This window comes from Chitinimonas prasina (assembly GCF_030160395.1).
Classification (GTDB): Bacteria; Pseudomonadota; Gammaproteobacteria; order Burkholderiales; family Chitinimonadaceae; genus Chitinimonas; species Chitinimonas prasina.
Genome location: NZ_BSOG01000002.1, coordinates 1,170,712 through 1,185,692, shown reverse-complemented (window position 1 = coordinate 1,185,692; position 14,981 = coordinate 1,170,712). Strand labels below are relative to the sequence as shown.

The 14,981-nt window shown below is 59.1% G+C and carries 19 protein-coding genes and 1 tRNA gene; 6 read left to right on the top strand and 14 right to left on the bottom strand.

The features are described from left to right. Positions 1–269 precede the first annotated feature (269 nt). A complete protein-coding gene (locus QQK16_RS12485) occupies positions 270–923 on the top strand; it encodes a hypothetical protein (RefSeq protein ID WP_284196797.1) in 654 nt (217 codons plus the stop codon). A gap of 360 nt (positions 924–1,283) precedes the next feature. After that, positions 1,284–1,856, top strand: coding sequence for a recombinase family protein (locus QQK16_RS12480; RefSeq protein ID WP_284196796.1), 573 nt, complete (start codon positions 1,284–1,286; stop codon positions 1,854–1,856). A 12-nt stretch (positions 1,857–1,868) separates the two neighbouring features. Here QQK16_RS12480 and QQK16_RS12475 read toward each other — a convergent pair whose 3' ends face one another. The 11 genes from QQK16_RS12475 to QQK16_RS12430 form a co-directional block, all read right to left on the bottom strand. Beyond that, the gene (locus QQK16_RS12475) at positions 1,869–2,402 is read right to left on the bottom strand and encodes a DUF2726 domain-containing protein (RefSeq protein ID WP_284196795.1); all 534 of its coding nucleotides are present in this window, start codon (positions 2,400–2,402) and stop codon (positions 1,869–1,871) included. Positions 2,403–2,891: 489 nt separating this feature from the next. Further along, positions 2,892–3,107 (bottom strand): YodC family protein, encoded by a 216-nt coding sequence (locus QQK16_RS21320; protein ID WP_368860133.1) that lies wholly within the window; start codon positions 3,105–3,107, stop codon positions 2,892–2,894. Positions 3,108–3,317: 210 nt separating this feature from the next. After that, entirely contained in the window at positions 3,318–4,457 is a 1,140-nt protein-coding gene (locus QQK16_RS12470) for a zonular occludens toxin domain-containing protein (RefSeq protein WP_284196794.1), read from the bottom strand. Beyond that, complete coding sequence (locus QQK16_RS12465; RefSeq protein WP_284196793.1) at positions 4,454–4,750, bottom strand: DUF2523 family protein; 297 nt, start codon at positions 4,748–4,750, stop codon at positions 4,454–4,456. Before QQK16_RS12465 ends, QQK16_RS12470 begins: the two co-directional genes overlap by 4 nt. A 10-nt stretch (positions 4,751–4,760) precedes the next feature. Beyond that, entirely contained in the window at positions 4,761–6,320 is a 1,560-nt protein-coding gene (locus tag QQK16_RS12460) for a hypothetical protein (protein WP_284196792.1), read from the bottom strand. 102 nt (positions 6,321–6,422) lie between these two features. Further along, complete coding sequence (locus QQK16_RS12455) at positions 6,423–6,638, bottom strand: hypothetical protein (protein WP_284196791.1); 216 nt, start codon at positions 6,636–6,638, stop codon at positions 6,423–6,425. After that, a complete protein-coding gene (locus tag QQK16_RS12450; protein WP_284196790.1) occupies positions 6,631–6,921 on the bottom strand; it encodes a hypothetical protein in 291 nt (96 codons plus the stop codon). Before QQK16_RS12450 ends, QQK16_RS12455 begins: the two co-directional genes overlap by 8 nt. A gap of 2 nt (positions 6,922–6,923) precedes the next feature. Then, positions 6,924–7,310, bottom strand: coding sequence for a hypothetical protein (locus tag QQK16_RS12445; protein ID WP_284196789.1), 387 nt, complete (start codon positions 7,308–7,310; stop codon positions 6,924–6,926). Then, a complete protein-coding gene (locus tag QQK16_RS12440) occupies positions 7,307–8,725 on the bottom strand; it encodes a protein rep (protein ID WP_284196788.1) in 1,419 nt (472 codons plus the stop codon). The genes QQK16_RS12445 and QQK16_RS12440 overlap by 4 nt, the downstream gene beginning before the upstream one ends. After that, positions 8,725–8,934, bottom strand: coding sequence for a hypothetical protein (locus QQK16_RS12435; RefSeq protein WP_284196787.1), 210 nt, complete (start codon positions 8,932–8,934; stop codon positions 8,725–8,727). The genes QQK16_RS12440 and QQK16_RS12435 overlap by 1 nt, the downstream gene beginning before the upstream one ends. Before the next feature lie 16 nt (positions 8,935–8,950). Next, positions 8,951–9,133: a hypothetical protein gene (locus tag QQK16_RS12430; RefSeq protein ID WP_284196786.1), complete on the bottom strand. Its 183-nt coding sequence runs from the start codon at positions 9,131–9,133 to the stop codon at positions 8,951–8,953. Positions 9,134–9,385: 252 nt separating this feature from the next. Here QQK16_RS12430 and QQK16_RS12425 point away from each other — a divergent pair, with 252 nt between their 5' ends. Further along, a complete protein-coding gene (locus QQK16_RS12425) occupies positions 9,386–9,796 on the top strand; it encodes a hypothetical protein (protein WP_284196785.1) in 411 nt (136 codons plus the stop codon). On the opposite strand, the gene QQK16_RS12420 is transcribed toward QQK16_RS12425, so the two are convergent. The 3 genes from QQK16_RS12420 to QQK16_RS12410 all read right to left on the bottom strand — a co-directional run bounded on the left by QQK16_RS12420 (position 9,764) and on the right by QQK16_RS12410 (position 11,465). Further along, positions 9,764–9,854: transfer RNA gene (locus QQK16_RS12420), tRNA-Ser, on the bottom strand. The genes QQK16_RS12425 and QQK16_RS12420 overlap by 33 nt on opposite strands. Before the next feature lie 60 nt (positions 9,855–9,914). After that, positions 9,915–10,634, bottom strand: coding sequence for a phosphoadenylyl-sulfate reductase (locus QQK16_RS12415; RefSeq protein ID WP_284196784.1), 720 nt, complete (start codon positions 10,632–10,634; stop codon positions 9,915–9,917). 57 nt (positions 10,635–10,691) lie between these two features. Next, entirely contained in the window at positions 10,692–11,465 is a 774-nt protein-coding gene (locus tag QQK16_RS12410; RefSeq protein WP_284196783.1) for a sulfite exporter TauE/SafE family protein, read from the bottom strand. 149 nt (positions 11,466–11,614) lie between these two features. On the opposite strand from QQK16_RS12410, the gene cysB reads away from it, so the two are divergent. From cysB to QQK16_RS12395, 3 genes are all read left to right on the top strand, one after another. Continuing rightward, a complete protein-coding gene (gene cysB / locus QQK16_RS12405) occupies positions 11,615–12,550 on the top strand; it encodes an HTH-type transcriptional regulator CysB (protein WP_284196782.1) in 936 nt (311 codons plus the stop codon). Between the two features lie 84 nt (positions 12,551–12,634). Beyond that, positions 12,635–13,510: a head GIN domain-containing protein gene (locus tag QQK16_RS12400; RefSeq protein ID WP_284196781.1), complete on the top strand. Its 876-nt coding sequence runs from the start codon at positions 12,635–12,637 to the stop codon at positions 13,508–13,510. A gap of 190 nt (positions 13,511–13,700) precedes the next feature. Beyond that, entirely contained in the window at positions 13,701–14,927 is a 1,227-nt protein-coding gene (locus tag QQK16_RS12395) for a head GIN domain-containing protein (RefSeq protein WP_284196780.1), read from the top strand. The last annotated feature ends 54 nt before the right edge of the window (positions 14,928–14,981 follow it).

Sequence of the window (14,981 nt, the reverse complement as noted above, 5' to 3'; positions counted from 1 at the left end):
TTTGGGCTGTGCGCGACGTGCTGCTCGATAGCTTGAGGCTTATCCCGGTCGGCCCCACAGCGCATGCCATCGATGGCTGAGGGGGCTCGTCCTGCTTGGCGAGGCGTCGGTATTGTATGATTGGCCTTACGGCTTGATGGCCGGAAGCCATTGTAGATACGTACACCTTATTCATCGGCCTACTCACGCCTTGCCAGTGGCACGCGTGCTTCGAGTACGCATGGTTTACTCCTTGGTCGTACCTCTACATCCATTTATCAAGCAACACCATGTCCTATATCCGAATGATCGCCATCGCTTTGATCGCTTTGGCAACTGTACCCAGCTACGCCAACACGCAACCTTATTACGTCGAAGTTTGGGCCAATGTTCTCTATGGCACTGATGGCCATCCCATTCAGTATTCGTTGGTTGATGAGGACAAATATCCCCTTGCGTTTGCTAACAACGTCAAGGCGCGGGTAGCCAAAACCAAGGTGCCACCTGCTGAGGCCGATGGTATCCCGGCAACGCTTCGAAGCGGCGTTCGGCTTGATTTCCTTGTCACCCCCAGTGCCGATGGTGGCGGACAAGTAAAAATGACGGGACTCTCGATGAGCCCAATACCGACCAAGCGCTACGCAGCGAGCTATCCTGATGACATTGGCCGTACGGGTGGCTGGGAAGGTGCTGTGGAGGCCGCCTGCACGGTTGGTGTCGATGGCAAATGCCGTTTGATTGAGGTCAAGGCGCTGCCAGGCATGCCGGAGAGTGTTCGTCGTTTTGCCAAGGCGTCGCTGGAAGGTTGGTCTTTTATTCCGCAAGAGCTGGCGGGGAAGCCCATCGAGGGGGAGTATGTTTTTCGAGTGCGTTTACACACTCTGGATACGTATCCAGAAGATTTCCGGCAGGATCGCTTCTTGCGACTGCTGCACTCGCGCTAACGACGCTTGTGTGTAGTTCATCCAGGTGTACGCCGATTCCGTTCATGCGTTCTCCTGGGGCATGCCCACCGTAACAGAAAGTAGGTCGGGCACACTGTGCTTGGATTGCATCAAGCAGGCGAACCGCCCAGGTTTTCAGTGTTAAGCAGATATTGGCGTGTAGCCTCGCCGGGGCGGGAGGGTGAATCTGCAGCGTATCGGAGTGAAAATAGAAAAGGCCCTGATCAATGATCAGGGCCTTTGCATTTCGTGGCGGAAAGGGGGGGATTCGAACACCACCGACCGTTGCGAGATAGCGACAAAAACGTACCCTAGGCGCTCCACAACAAAACGCCGAGCGAGAGCTACGGCCATACGAGAATGCTGATCGGATATGCACGGGTAAGCACTCAGGAGCAGGAAACCAATGCACAGATAGACGCCCTGACAGCCGCTGGCTGCACTCGCATCTATCAAGAAAAGAAATCGGGCGGCTCATTGAGTCGCCCGATTCTTTTTCAGATGCTGGACAGGCTCAGGCCTGGCGATGTCGTGGTGGTCTACAAGTTAGACCGGATAGCCAGGTCACTAGGAGACCTGTTGCATATCATCGAACGAGTGAAAAGGAACGGATGCCAATTCCGTTCGCTGACCGAGACCATTGATACAGATACCCCTAGCGGCAGGCTAATCCTAATGATGTTAGGCGCTGTGGCGGAGTTCGAGCTATCCCTCATCAGGGAGCGAACAAAGGCAGGTATGGACGCAGCTATCGCCAGGGGCGCAAAGCCTGGAAGGCCTCGCAGCATGACGCCAGAGCAGGAGGCAGACGTAGTGCGCTGCTGGGAGGCCGGCACCGAGACACAGAGGGCGCTGGCCAAGCGCATGGGCGTGGACGTTGCAAGCATAAAACGAGCGATCTACCGTAGCCGGCAAGCTCAGCTCTTCGACTAAAACCGCGGCTCGCTATTCCTGCACCTGCTCAGCTACAGGAGCAACGATAGCTTGCGGCTGAGTAGGCGGGAATGGATCGAGCTGCTGCCGAATAGATGCAATATCAGGCATACCCTTAACAGGCCAACGCAGAAGCATAATTCCAGCACTCTTTAGGACCTGGTCCTTCTTGGCATCAGCCTTCTGCCGATCAGCACGGGTATGGGTAGCGTCATCCAGTTCGATGGCCGCAACGATCTGCATCGCTTTATCGCAGACCAGGAAATCAACGCTCATACGGTTGATGCGGTTATTCCACTCGCTAACGTTATTGCCCTTCTTAACGCCGAGGAAGCGCGACAAGCCCACTTGAGGAAGCACTACAAAACCGGGCAATGCTTGAATCAATCGGTAGTAGAGAACTTGCTCAGGCTGAGAAAGAGGGCGCTTTGCGTAGTAAGGCCAGTGCGAAGGAGTTTTCCCAGCATTTGACAAGCCATTCTTGGCCGCCGCGATGATACCTATCGCGACAATGAAAACGACAAAAAGCGCTATGGCGTACAACATGATTCCCCCTTGATAGATCTAGTTTGAGGGGGAGTGTAACGCACAGAAAGCTAAGGGTCTGTAGGCGCGGGCCGGGGGGGGTGTAGCGCATCGGCCAGGGCGCGCGCTGGCAGGCCTAGGCAGCTCTACCAGGTCTCCGACGGGCCAGGACATCAGAACGCCGCCTGGAGGGCGGCTGTGGGGCGGGGTTGTTTGTGTTCCAACACACAAACACCTCGCGTTTGTTTGCATGTCACACACAAACAAGCCGGCGAGATCCTTTCGGACAAATGACATCGTACTCCCAGGGCGAGCTGGGCCAGGTTGACCCCAGAGTGACGTTTGCATAAATCACGTCCTGCAGGTTCCAGCTCGAGGCGCTGGCCAGTTGCACCAGGTACAGTGTTTTATGACATTGCGCTCACCAGGTGCGCGCCGGCGAGCATCGATGGCTATGCCGAAAGAATAAACCCGCCTGCAGGCGGGTTCACGTTAGAAAAGATGAGCAGATTACCCCATCCTAATGGGCGGCAAGTTTTGCGCAGTGGGCGTCGGCTTTGAAGCACGCAACATCGCAGGATCGAACTGCGCACTACGTGGACCTTCAAAGTCACCTGCCCCCTTGCTAAACCATGTGCAGTGGACGTAGCCATCACCAACTTCCTCAACGGTCATAACAGGACCGCCGCTTGCCAGAATCACAGTATCACCAACATTGAATGTCATAGAAACCTCCTGGGATGTAGTTGTTGGAATGGTCAATATAGCAATTTCGTAACGCGTTACGTTATTTCTTGGCCTTCTTGACCCTGAGCCGATACGCCCTTTGCTTTGCCGCGGCGTCTGCGTGGACGCGGGGTCGGCCACGGACGGTTGCGGTAGGAAACATATCGACAGTCTTAGCGTCCTCTTTCTGCTTGGCCATAGCCATGCCTTTCACTTGGTATCAACGGAGGTATTGGGCGCGAGCTGCGGCGGCATCGATGCCAGGACCTGCGGCAGCGTCACGGGTGCTGCGGCCTGCTGCGGTGCGACTGCAGACTGGCCGCGAGATCCATAGTCGCGCGTCTCCTGGACAGGGTCGGGGCTTTCATCGAACCAGCCTTCCTCAACGATGCGGCGGCACAGGCTTTCCGACATAGAGGGAATGCGCGTGCCCTGCTGGGTGTAACAGCGGCAGCTAGACCCCATTGCGGCGCACGCAGCGGGCTTAGGGGCAGCTGTAGGCGCTGTAATGCCGTCATAGGCCGGGGCGGTGTGAGGCAGGCCGCTTATGCGGGGTATACGGGCGTCCAGGTAGCTCAGTTCCGTTTCTGCGCCAGCGACGGCAGGCGCGACGCCTGGCGCAGTAGCAAACGACCCCGAGGGTGCCGAACTGGACGACTCCGCCGACTCGGCCGGGGCCGAGGTAGACAGCCCCTTAGTAGGATCGAGATGGGACTTGGTGTACCAGATGGCACCCACGATAACGAGTGCACCTATGACCGTGACCGCCAGGAAGTAAACGAGAACGCGGGGCGCCTTGAACTTGACCGTGTGCAGCTGGCTGGACTTGTAAAGCGGGTAAATATGCTTGGGGAACGGGTAGGTGCTTTTATTGGCGGTGCGGAAATCAGCCTTGGATTCCATGGCCTGCTGGTGATCCCACATAGCCGAGCACTCGGCGCCGCTCATGCGCTTGAAATGCACGTGGCGGCCTATACGGCCACGAACGAACTTATCGAGATCTCCGACTGTTTGGGTAATCAAAATCAGCTGGTGGCCACGATGACGAAGCGTGGCCATCTTGGCGACATGCTCCGGCGGCGCACTAGTACCGGAACGAGTAGGAAAAACGTCCTGGGCCTCATCGATGACGATGATTGATCCGACCGGAAGCTCGTGCCAGCTCTTGACGTCCAGGAGCAGCGCGCAGCCTTCAATCTGGATATCAGGGATACCGTGGATGTAGATAACCTGATCCGGTAAGAGCTTCTTGCTCATCAGCAAAATTTGCTCGACCGTCCAAAGCGTCTTCCCGTTGCCCATTAGGCCCGTGACGCAAGTAACAGGAGCGATGTTGGTGATTTCGCTCATGTCTTAGCCACCACCTTGAGCGACTTCTCAGCCATCAGGATGGCCACGATACTGAGCATGGTAGCCGTGTGCATTTTGATGGCGGCGACGACGCCGAGGTATCGAAGCAGACCGTACACATCAGCACCGCCCGCGTTGAGCTGGTCCAGGATCAATTGTTCACCCTGGTTAACGAGCAGATCTAGGCCGGTATAGGCAACGGCGCCAATGCCGAGGGCGAGGAGCACGCGCCCCACCAGTGAGGGCAGGACGGCAGCAAATGCGGACCAGAGAAAACCCAAGAATATAGGCATGGCCAGCCCCCTATCGACGGATCAGAAATTGGTAGTAAAGCCATGTGCAACTCATGGCGCTCATGAACAGGAAAATGGCGCGTATGGCGTCGCCGTACTCACAAATGATGCTCAGGGGGATGCGAACAGATCCACCTGACCAAGCGCTAACGCCGGGTATGGCTACATCGCGGTCGGTGATGTTGCAGGTGCCAACATTGCCACCAGCTGCAGCCCGGACCCCGTCAAATTTGCCGGCCATGCTCACTTCCGAATACCGGCCTTTGAGGGCGCCGCCTTCGCCGGCCATGGGGCCAGCTGATTCGGTTTTCATGGCCTCATAGGCTGTAGCAGTGCCATCAAACAACTGACAGCTGCGACGGTGTTGTTCTTTAGCTATCGCGCACTGGATAGCATCGCCAGTGCAGTTAAATGCGCCTTGGGCACCATTAGTGCCGCAGGTGCCGCCGAACTCGCTTTTCTTGCACTTATCCTCGTTGGGGAATTTCTTGCAGTAGTCGTCGTTGCCAGGCTTGCAGGCTGGATCGTTCGGGTTCTTGGCGCACTGTTCGGCCTTCTTGCATTCAGGCGTGTCAGGCGTGGCCTTGCACTTAGCGGCCTGGGCTTCCTGGCATTGGGCATTGGTCGGGTTTAGCGCGCAGTACTCATCGGCGCCAGGCGTACAGGCCTTTTCCGCAGGGTGCTGTTTGCACCAGTCCGGTGTGCCGAAAACACAAGCCGGGTCGGTATTCCGCTTAGGGCTAACTGCGCAATAACGGTCAGTCCCAGGGGTGCAGGCCTGCGTTGTCGGATTGGCCTTGCAATTCTCTTCGCCGCCCTCACTGCAGGTCTGGCTGTATTGGTTCGCCGGCTCTTTGCAGAAATCCGTTTTCTTGTCGCCGCCGTCGCCCCATACGCACTTGTTCTTGCCACTGACGTTGACGAATCGGAAACCGGCAGCGCAGTCAGATGGCGACGCCGGCTCTTTAGGCTCACCCTCGGGGGGCGGATCTGTCTCTTGGCATGACGCGCCGGTATAGGTGGCTGAGCCACTGCAGAGGGCACCGGTAAAGCTGCCGTTGACGGTGAGGTTGACGCAAGACAAGTCGCTAAGCGTCGCCTGGCATCCACTTTCACAGCCGGCTTTCTGTTCGACAGCCTGGCGGCCTACCTTTTGTTCGCTGAATGAATAGGACTGGTCCTTTTTTGCGGTGCACTGTTCGGTTTTAGGGCGCTGGCAATAGAACTTGTTACCGAAGTGAACCCGGGCAGCGTCGGAGGCAGGCTGCCAGCCGTCGGCACAGGAGAACGTACCGCCGAGGGTGTAGGAAGGGGCAGTTGCGCCCGGCATCTTGAACGAACATGTCTCGAATTTAGAGTAATACGACCAACTGGTATTGCATTCATGAAGGGCACCCTCGCCAGAATTACAACTAGCTGCGCCAGACCCAGACTTGCCGTTATCGCACCGAAATTTGTTCGGCGCGCTGTACTCAAAATTCGGATCAAGGGCAGCGTGAGCCATCAACGCCGGCCAGGCCGAGGCGAGGATGCAGACAAACAAGCGGGTTAGAGCACGTAGCATAAGCATGGGTCACACCTAAAAAACAAGGGGGCCGCAGCCCCCTGTATCAGCGGAACGCTATCCATAGGCCCGGCAATACGATCAGCAGATCGATATAGCCAGCCATGGTTAGCGACCGATGAAGCCTTGAACAGCCTTGAACGCCTTAGCAGCCAGCGGCATAGCCAGGTATGCGCCAAAAATAACGCCCATCAGGGCAATGCCCCAGGTAACAACGGTGCCAATGTCGGAAGTCGGATCGACTGTCGGCATGGTCACAGCGGCTTGAGCGGGCAGCACTGCGGCAGCAGCGAACAGGGACAACAGTTTTTGCTTGTTACTCATCGTTTGGTTCCTTATGACGGATCAAAGAAAGGGCCTCGCGGAGCACAGCCCCGAAGACCCACACAACGGCGCACGCGCCGATGATTAGCCCCGCTTGCTCATGCGACAGCGGGACAAATGGCGAACTGGTGATGTCACCAGCCTGGTAGAGCAGATAGCCGGTGCACTGATCGGCGGGCGTGGTGTTGGGCAGGAACACGTAGGCACGCGGCAGGCCAGCCACGTCCGCGTTGAGGTACGTGTTGCCGACCCGACCTTGTACGAGATCAGCGCAGAGCGGCATGGTTAGGCGGCCTTGGCCTGGGCGGGTTGAGCCTGGCTAGGCTGATGCGATTTGCCAGCAGCGGGCAGGATGCGGAAGCCAATTACCTCATCGCGCTCTTCGCCCTTGCCGTTGGTGGTCTTCTGGACTTCGATTTCAGCCAGGAAGGGCAGCTCAATCTTGTCCAGGCGCAAGGTTTCGTACAGCGAGGCCTTGCCGACCTTCAATTCCTGGGTGGCCTTGCCACGGGTGTTTTCACCGCGCAGCGGCATTTCCAGAAACACCTTTGTGCTGTCGTAATTCACAACCTGGCCGTCGTCAGTTTTGAACGTGCCCTTGCCGGCCTTGATGCCCACGACCTTGCCCTTGTAGGTCATGGTCAATTCTGCGTTTTCGATTTCGTTGCTCATTGGAGATGCTCCGGGTAGTAATAATTCGGCTGAAGGTCGTCCCCTGACCGCCGAATGGCCAGGGCCTTGAGAAATAGATAGACACCCTCTGCACCGTGCTTGGCGGCAGTGTCCAGCAGCTCGCCGCGGCGGTTACTGCGATAGACCAGTGCCCACTGGTGAGCATTGAGGGTGTAGATGACCTGTATCGGCTCTTCACCAGGCAGGTCGAGCTGTTCGGACTCGGCTATGTCTTGGTCGCTGACGTCGTCCAGGCCGAGGTGCTTCTTGAGGCCTGGCGAGTAGTACAGCTGGCGCTTGCCCTTGAACTCACGGGCGTATTCCTGGAACAACTCGCCGGCCTGGAAGTCGCCGCCCATGGCATCGAAAAGCAACGCGAACGGAGTACGGCCTTTCTTACGGGCGAGCTTGCTGTGCTGCCGCGTCATTTCGCGACTGACGTCCCAATCGGTCTCTTCGCTATTGCCGAACTTAGCGACGTAGTCAGCGGCCTTATCGGCATTGCCGACCATGAAGCCATGCTCGTTAATCTGGCCGAGGCCGGCACGGAATACGGCGGCTGCCCAGTAGTCGCGGAGGGCCGCCAGTTCGAGCAAGACTTCATCCTGATCGCCACTCGCAAAGATCAGCTCATGGGTATGTGGGTGCCAGCCATTGGCCCCATACGTCACTTCCAGGGCGCGCACGGCGCCTTGGTAATCGATGGCCTTGCCACAGGTACGCCAGGCGCGGGAACGCTTGAAAATCTTCAGTGCCTCGCTGAGGCCTTCGAGGCACTCGGCCAAGTCCATGCCGAGGTTATGCGGAAAGGTGAGCGTGAGCATGTACACCCGGCCACCCGTCAGATGGTGAGCCGCTATGCCGGTCTGTAGTTCGGTGCGGCGAGCCTCGCTAATCTTGTTGGCGCACACCGGGCAGTGCCACACGGAGCCGCACACGTGAATGCCGCGATAGCTGACCGCGCCGGAATCAGCCCGGCCAATAATCTCGACCTTGTTGCGCCCATTGCTGGCCGAGAAGTTGCGGCTACAGCCCGAGACCACTTCGCCAGGCAGTAGACGCTGTGCATGGCGCTGCATGCGGTAACGGCGTGCCCTGGAGGACAGCAGATTTCTGTGTTGTCCCGCCGTGCCAGCAGCTGCTGTGCCGCTTAGGTGTTGATCTGTGGCAGAGGATTTCCCATCTATACCAAGAGAATTAGAGCCTGGTTCCAAATCGGGCTGCGGTGACTGCTCGAAGTACACGCCCAGGTTCGCGGCCGCTTGCAACGCAGCGCCCAGGCCAGCGCGTGGCTGGCGCCACGCGCTGGCCTGGGCGCTGCGTTGTTGGTCAAGCGCGGCCGCGAACACGCGAGCGGCGGCTTCTTGTTGTTTCTGACAACGCTTGGAGATTAGGGGGACGTGCTGGACGGCCATCAACGTTGACTCCACATAGGCGCACCGGGGCGAGGGGTACAGACGACATAGGCGTCCAGGGCGCGCTGGAACGCATCGGCAAGAAGGAACACGCAAGCGCCGAATCCCAGCGAAAAGAAGAGGCCACCAACCAGGGCGTAATGCAGAAGGCGGGGGACGATCAGGAAGCGGAACTGCCACCACCACTTGGCCTTGCGATAGACGGACATGGGGAATCTCATAGGATCAAGCCGCCTCCTGGAGCACTTCGCTAATCGCATCGAGGGCGGCCTGGACGGAAATATCGAGCTGGACGGAGAGCGCCCGGGCTGAATGGAGCATGGCGACGGTGACGCCTGGCGGAAGGTCGAGCTCGCTATCCGTCAGGGAGACCTGGAAGCCGAAAAGCTCATGGGATGGAGCGCGCATCAATGAGGCCTCCGAGGGTGAACAAGGAGCACCGGGCGCTGGCCTCGATAGGCAGGCATGTACGCCGCCATGAAGTTATGGCGGGCGGGGTAGATGCCGACGGTGCGGGGTTTGTACTTGAGGAAAGCGGCGATCATAGCGGCCCTATAACTCACATGTGTGAGAGATGGGCGCGAAACTAGCTCACAGCTGTATGCGCTGTCAACTGTGAGGTGGTGCTAGACTTTCCGAAAACCCACAACGGAGATGGTGATGAAACACACAACTGATTACCTCGACATGCTGAAAACGTCGCTAGGGATCACGAGCGATTACGGCTTGGCGAAGGTGTTAGAGGTGAGTACCGGCAACATGTCAATGTACCGGAGCGGTGCGCGTGTGATGGACGACTATACGTGCGCGAAACTGGCAGAACGCCTAGGGGTGAACCCGATGGAAGTCATAGCTGCAGCCAACTGCGAGCGTGACAAAGATCCAGAGAAAAGGGAGTTCTGGACAAATTTATACGCGACAGTGACGGGCACGCTGGCGCCGGCACTGGCAACAATGGCGGCCAGCTCGACCTTGACCTCAGCGACGACCGGAATGAAAAGAGCCCCGACCGGGAAACCGATCGAGGCTCTTAAACAGTGGCGGAAAGGGGGGGATTCGAACCCCCGATAGGCTATTAACCTATACACGCTTTCCAGGCGTGCGACTTAAACCACTCATCCACCTTTCCGCGAAGCCGCGCATTATGCCGTAGCTACCCGGCCTATGCAATCACCAGCGCGCAAGTTTTTTACCGGGTCGGTAGCGCACTGATTTTGGCGTGCAGGCCGCACTCCTTGTTCTCGGGGTTCTCCCACCACCAGCGGCCTGCGCGGACGTCTTCGCCGGCGGCGATGGCGCGGGTGCAGGGGGCGCAGCCTATGCTGGGGTAGTGGCGGTCGTGCAGGGCGTTGTAAGGCACCTGGTAGGCCTTGATATAGGCCCACACTTCTTTTTCGGTCCATTCCAGCAGCGGGTTGAACTTGGTGAGGCCGTTGGCCTCGTCCCACTCCTGTTCCGCCATATCAGTGCGGGTGGTCGATTGCTCGCGGCGCAGGCCGGTGACCCATGCCTGTTTGCCGGCCAGGGCGCGTGCCAGGGGTTCCAGCTTGCGGATACGGCAGCAGGCCTTGCGTGCTTCGATGGATTGATAGAAGGCGTTGATGCCTTGCTCATTGACGTATTGCTCGACTGACTCGGCGCGTGGGAAGTAGACCAACACGCGGGTGTCGGGATAGGCCTCGGCCGTGCTCTGCATTAGCTCGTAGGTTTCGGCTGGCAGGCGGCCGGTGTCCAGGCTGAAGATGCCGATATCCAGCTGGTGCCGGGCGATCAGGTCGGTCAGCACCATGTCCTCCGCACCAAGGGAGTTAGCGAAGACGGCGGGAGAATGTTCACGCGCTACCTGTTGCAGCAAGGTGAGGGTGTGGGCCAGTTTGGCCTGGAGTTCGGGGCTCAGTACGGTTTCCATGGTTTCGGGCATCCATGACGATGTTGGCGCCTCTACGGGCGCTCATGGGGGAGTTATCTACCAGACCAGCTTGAGGCCGACCAAGGCGAGCATCAGGGCCAGTACCGGGCGCAGGGCGCCGTCGGGCACGCGGCCGGTAAGGTGGCTGCCCACCCAGATGCCGGGCAGCGAGCCGCAAAGCAGGTTGGCCAGCAGCAACCAGTCTACGTGGCCCAGGCCGGCGTGACCCAGGCCGGCGATCAGCGTCAGCGGGACGGCGTGGGCGATTTCGGTGCCGACCAGGCGGGCGGTGGGAATCAGCGGGAACAGCAGGAAAAGCGCAATGGTGCCGATGGCGCCTGCGCCGATGGAAGTCAGGGTCACCAGCACGCCTAGCAGCACGCCGACCAGGACTGTCTTGAGGGGGAGCGAGGGCTTGCTGTCGGAGGATGTTGCTTGTTTGCCACGGGTCAGTGCCAGCAGGCGTGTCTTGAACACGATGGCGAGGGCGGTGAGCAGCAGGGCAATGCCAAGGGCGTGCTTGATCAGGGCATTGAGGGTGGTGACATCGGGGTGCCAGACATGCAGCACCAGGACGGTAAGCAAAGCGGCGGGGACACTGCCTGCGGTCAGCCAGCCGTTGACCTTCCAGTCTATATTGCCAGCGCGCTGGTGCACGATAACGCCGCCGCACTTGGTGAAGGCGGCATAAAGCAGGTCGGTGCCGACGGCGGTGGCTGGGTTGATGCCGAACCAAAGCAGTACGGGCGTCATCAGCGAGCCGCCACCCACGCCGGTAAGGCCGACGATGAAACCCACGGCAAGGCCAGCGATGATATAGGCGAGATCCATACAGACAGTCTGGGGGAAAGCCTGCCATGCTAGCCCTACAGCCTAATAATCATTAAAGACTCATGTGTTAAGATTTTATACAACTCGGTTATTTCAATTTAGCGTTGCCCGGCAGCCAGGCCGGGCAGGGCGCAGAGTCAGGGTGGCACATGAAGCTTCAGCAACTGCGTTATCTCGTGGAAGTGGCCAAGCAGGGCCTGAATGTATCGGACGCGGCCGAGGCCTTGCATACCTCTCAGCCGGGTATATCGAAGCAGATACGCCTGCTGGAAGATGAGCTGGGGGTGCAGGTGTTTGTGCGCAACGGCAAGCGGGTGGTGGATGTAACCGCGCCGGGCAAAGAGATACTGAAGATATCCGAGCGTATCCTGCGCGAGGCCAAGAATCTGAAGCGAGTGGCCGAGGAGTTCGTCAACGAGCAGGAGGGGGGGCTGGTGGTGGCCACCACCCATACCCAGGCACGTTACGCCTTGCCGCCGACCATACATGACTTCATGCAGCGCTACCCTGGGGTCAAGCTCTCTATCAAGCAGGGCAGCCCGACCCAGATCTGCGAGTTCGTGATGGATGGCTCGGCCGATATCGCCATCGCGACCGAGGGGATAGACCAGTTCCCCGAGCTGGCCATGCTCGATTGCTACAGCTGGAACCGCAGCATCATCGTGCCGGACAACCACCCCTTGCTGGATCTCAAAGGGCAGTTGCGCATAGAGGATGTGGCCAAGTACCCCATCATTACCTACGACTTTGCCTTTACCGGCCGCTCCAAGATCAATCGAGCGTTTGAATCGTGCGGGCTGGCGCCCAATGTGGTGCTGACTGCCATCGATACCGACGTGATCAAGACCTATGTGGGCCTGGGCTTGGGCATCGGCATCGTGGCCAGCATGGCGTTTGACGTAAAGCGTGATGTGGGCCTGTTTGCCATCGATGCCTCGCACCTGTTCGAGCCTTCGACCACCCATATCGGCATACGCCGCGATGCCTATCTGCGTGGCTATACCTATTCCTTTATCGAGCGCTTTGCACCGCACCTGACCCGTGCCGTGGTGGATGCGGCGCTCAACAACAAGGGCGAGGACTGAACGCAACCCGACAGGAGGGCGTGCATTTCCGGGGTAATGGATATAACATACCAATAAGAATGTTTACCTGAGAGGAGATAGACAATGAGATACGGCTTGTTACTGGCACTTTGCTTGCCGCTGGCGGCTTGCAGCATCAATGTCGACAACGATGAGAAGACGGGTGATATCCGCAAGGTACACGTCTCCATCGGCGGCATGGGCGGAGTCAAGGGTAATGGCGTGGTCACCAAGGAGAGCCGTACCCTCACGGCTGTGAAAACCGTGAAGTCTACGGGAAGCATGGATGTGGACGTCCGTATTGGTGATACCCCCAGCATGGTGGTGGAGGGCGATGAGAATCTAGTCAAGCTGGTGGTGACCGAGCAGGTGGGTGACAAGCTGATCATCAAGACCGAAGGGGCTTTTTCGACCGAGCAGGGGCTGAAGGTGAGCATTGTTACCCCGGCCCTGGCGAGCCTGGAAAATACAGGCTCGGGTGACGTGACGGTGCGTGGCCTGGCTGGCGGAGACCTGCTGGTGGAATCGACCGGCTCGGGCGAGACCAGCCTCAGCGGCAAGTTGGGCAAATTGACGGTGCGCATGGTGGGCTCCGGCGACCTGGTTGGCGATGGGCTGTTGCCTACCGACGTGAAGATAGACGTGCTGGGTTCAGGCGAGGCCAAGCTGGGCCGTATCGAGGTGGACAGGTTCGAGGCGGCCATCAAGGGTTCCGGCGGGGTGGAGGCCAGTGGGCTGGCCAAGATGCTGGAGGGCAATGTGATGGGTTCGGGTGAATTGGACTTGCAGGGGCTGCAAAGCCAGGAGGCCAAGCTGGACCTGATGGGCTCGGGTGATATGCGTGTCCATGCCGTTGCTTCGGTGATTGCCAATGCCATGGGTTCGGGCGATATCACGATCTGGGGCAAGCCGGCCAAGCAGCAATTGAGTGGCGAGAACGCCAGGCTGGCAGCCGAGTAGACGGCAGCAATCTGTATCAGGTTCGGCATGAAGCCAGCCCTTGAGGGGCTGGCTTTTTTATTGCTGGGGCTATGCCGGGTGCTGTCTGTTGCATTCATCGCATCGCCATGCCCAGAGAGCAATGCGGTGCTGGCTAAACGGGAATTTTCATATAACATACCAATAAGTATGTTTAATGATGAGGTGCGCGATGAAAAACGGACTCTGGTTGATGCTGTGCCTACCCATGATGGCGTGTACCGTGCATGTGAATGGCGATGAAACCACAGAGGGTGGCGGCAAATGGCATGTCTCGGTGGGTGGCTGGGGCGGTGTGAAAGGCAATGGCAAGCTGGTGACCGAGACCCGTCAGCTTGCCGCCGTGCAAGGCATAGAGCTGCGCGGGCCGATAGAGGTGAATGTGCGTGTGGTGGCGGGCAGCGCTGCCAGCATGACACTGGAGGGGGATGAGAATCTGCTCAAGTTCATTGTGACTGAACAGGTGGGCGATGCGCTGGTGATACGTACCAACGGCAATTTCTCGTCCACGCGGCCGTTGAAGGTCAATCTGGTTTTGCCGGCGCTGGCGCGCATCAACAGCAGCGGCTCTGGCGATATGGTGGTGCAAGGCCTGGATGCACAGCGCTTTGAGCTGGAGGCATCCGGCCCTGGCGATACCCGGCTGGAGGGCAAGGTGGCAGAGCTGCACGGTAGCGTGAGCGGCTCGGGCGATCTGGTGCTGGACAGACTGGATGCCGGCCGCGTGATACTGGATCAATCCGGCCCCGGCGATGTGACCTTGCGGGGCCGGGCCAGCAGCCTGCAGGCGACCGTGTCTGGCTCGGGCGACCTGATGCTGGCTGGGCTGGAAGGCCCGGCGGAGCTGCGCCTGGATGGCCCAGGCAGTGCATCGGTGCGAGGCAAGGTGGCCGGTTTGCTGGTGCAGAGCAACGGCAGCGGCAGTGTGGCGGTGGATGGCATCAGTGGCGGTGCGGTCAAGGTGGATGGCAGCGGCCCCGGCGATATACGGCTGGTGGGCCAGGCTGGCAACATCAAGGTCGCGCTCACCGGTAGCGGCGATTTGAATGCCGGCGCGCTATCCATGCAGGATGTGGAGCTGGAGATGCACGGCCCGGGAGATGTGATGCTGGGCACGGTGGCAGCTGAGCGCTTTCACGCGCAGCTGTCCGGGTCGGGCGACCTGCAGGCCGTGGGTAGCGCCCGCGACTTGATGCTGCAGGTGGACGGCCCAGGTGAGGCGGGTTTGAGCCGCTTGGTGGCGCAGAATGCCAAGCTGCAGAGCACGGGGTCGGGCGATATCAGCGCGGATGTGCGCAATCGGCTGGAGGCGCAATCTGATGGGCCGGGCGAGATACGGGTGCAGGGCAAGCCGGCGGAGCGCAATGTGCAAGGTAAACGGGTACAGGTGCAGGGCTAGCGACAGACGCTCTTGCTGACGGACACCCCTAGCCCGGCTTGATGCCGGGCTATT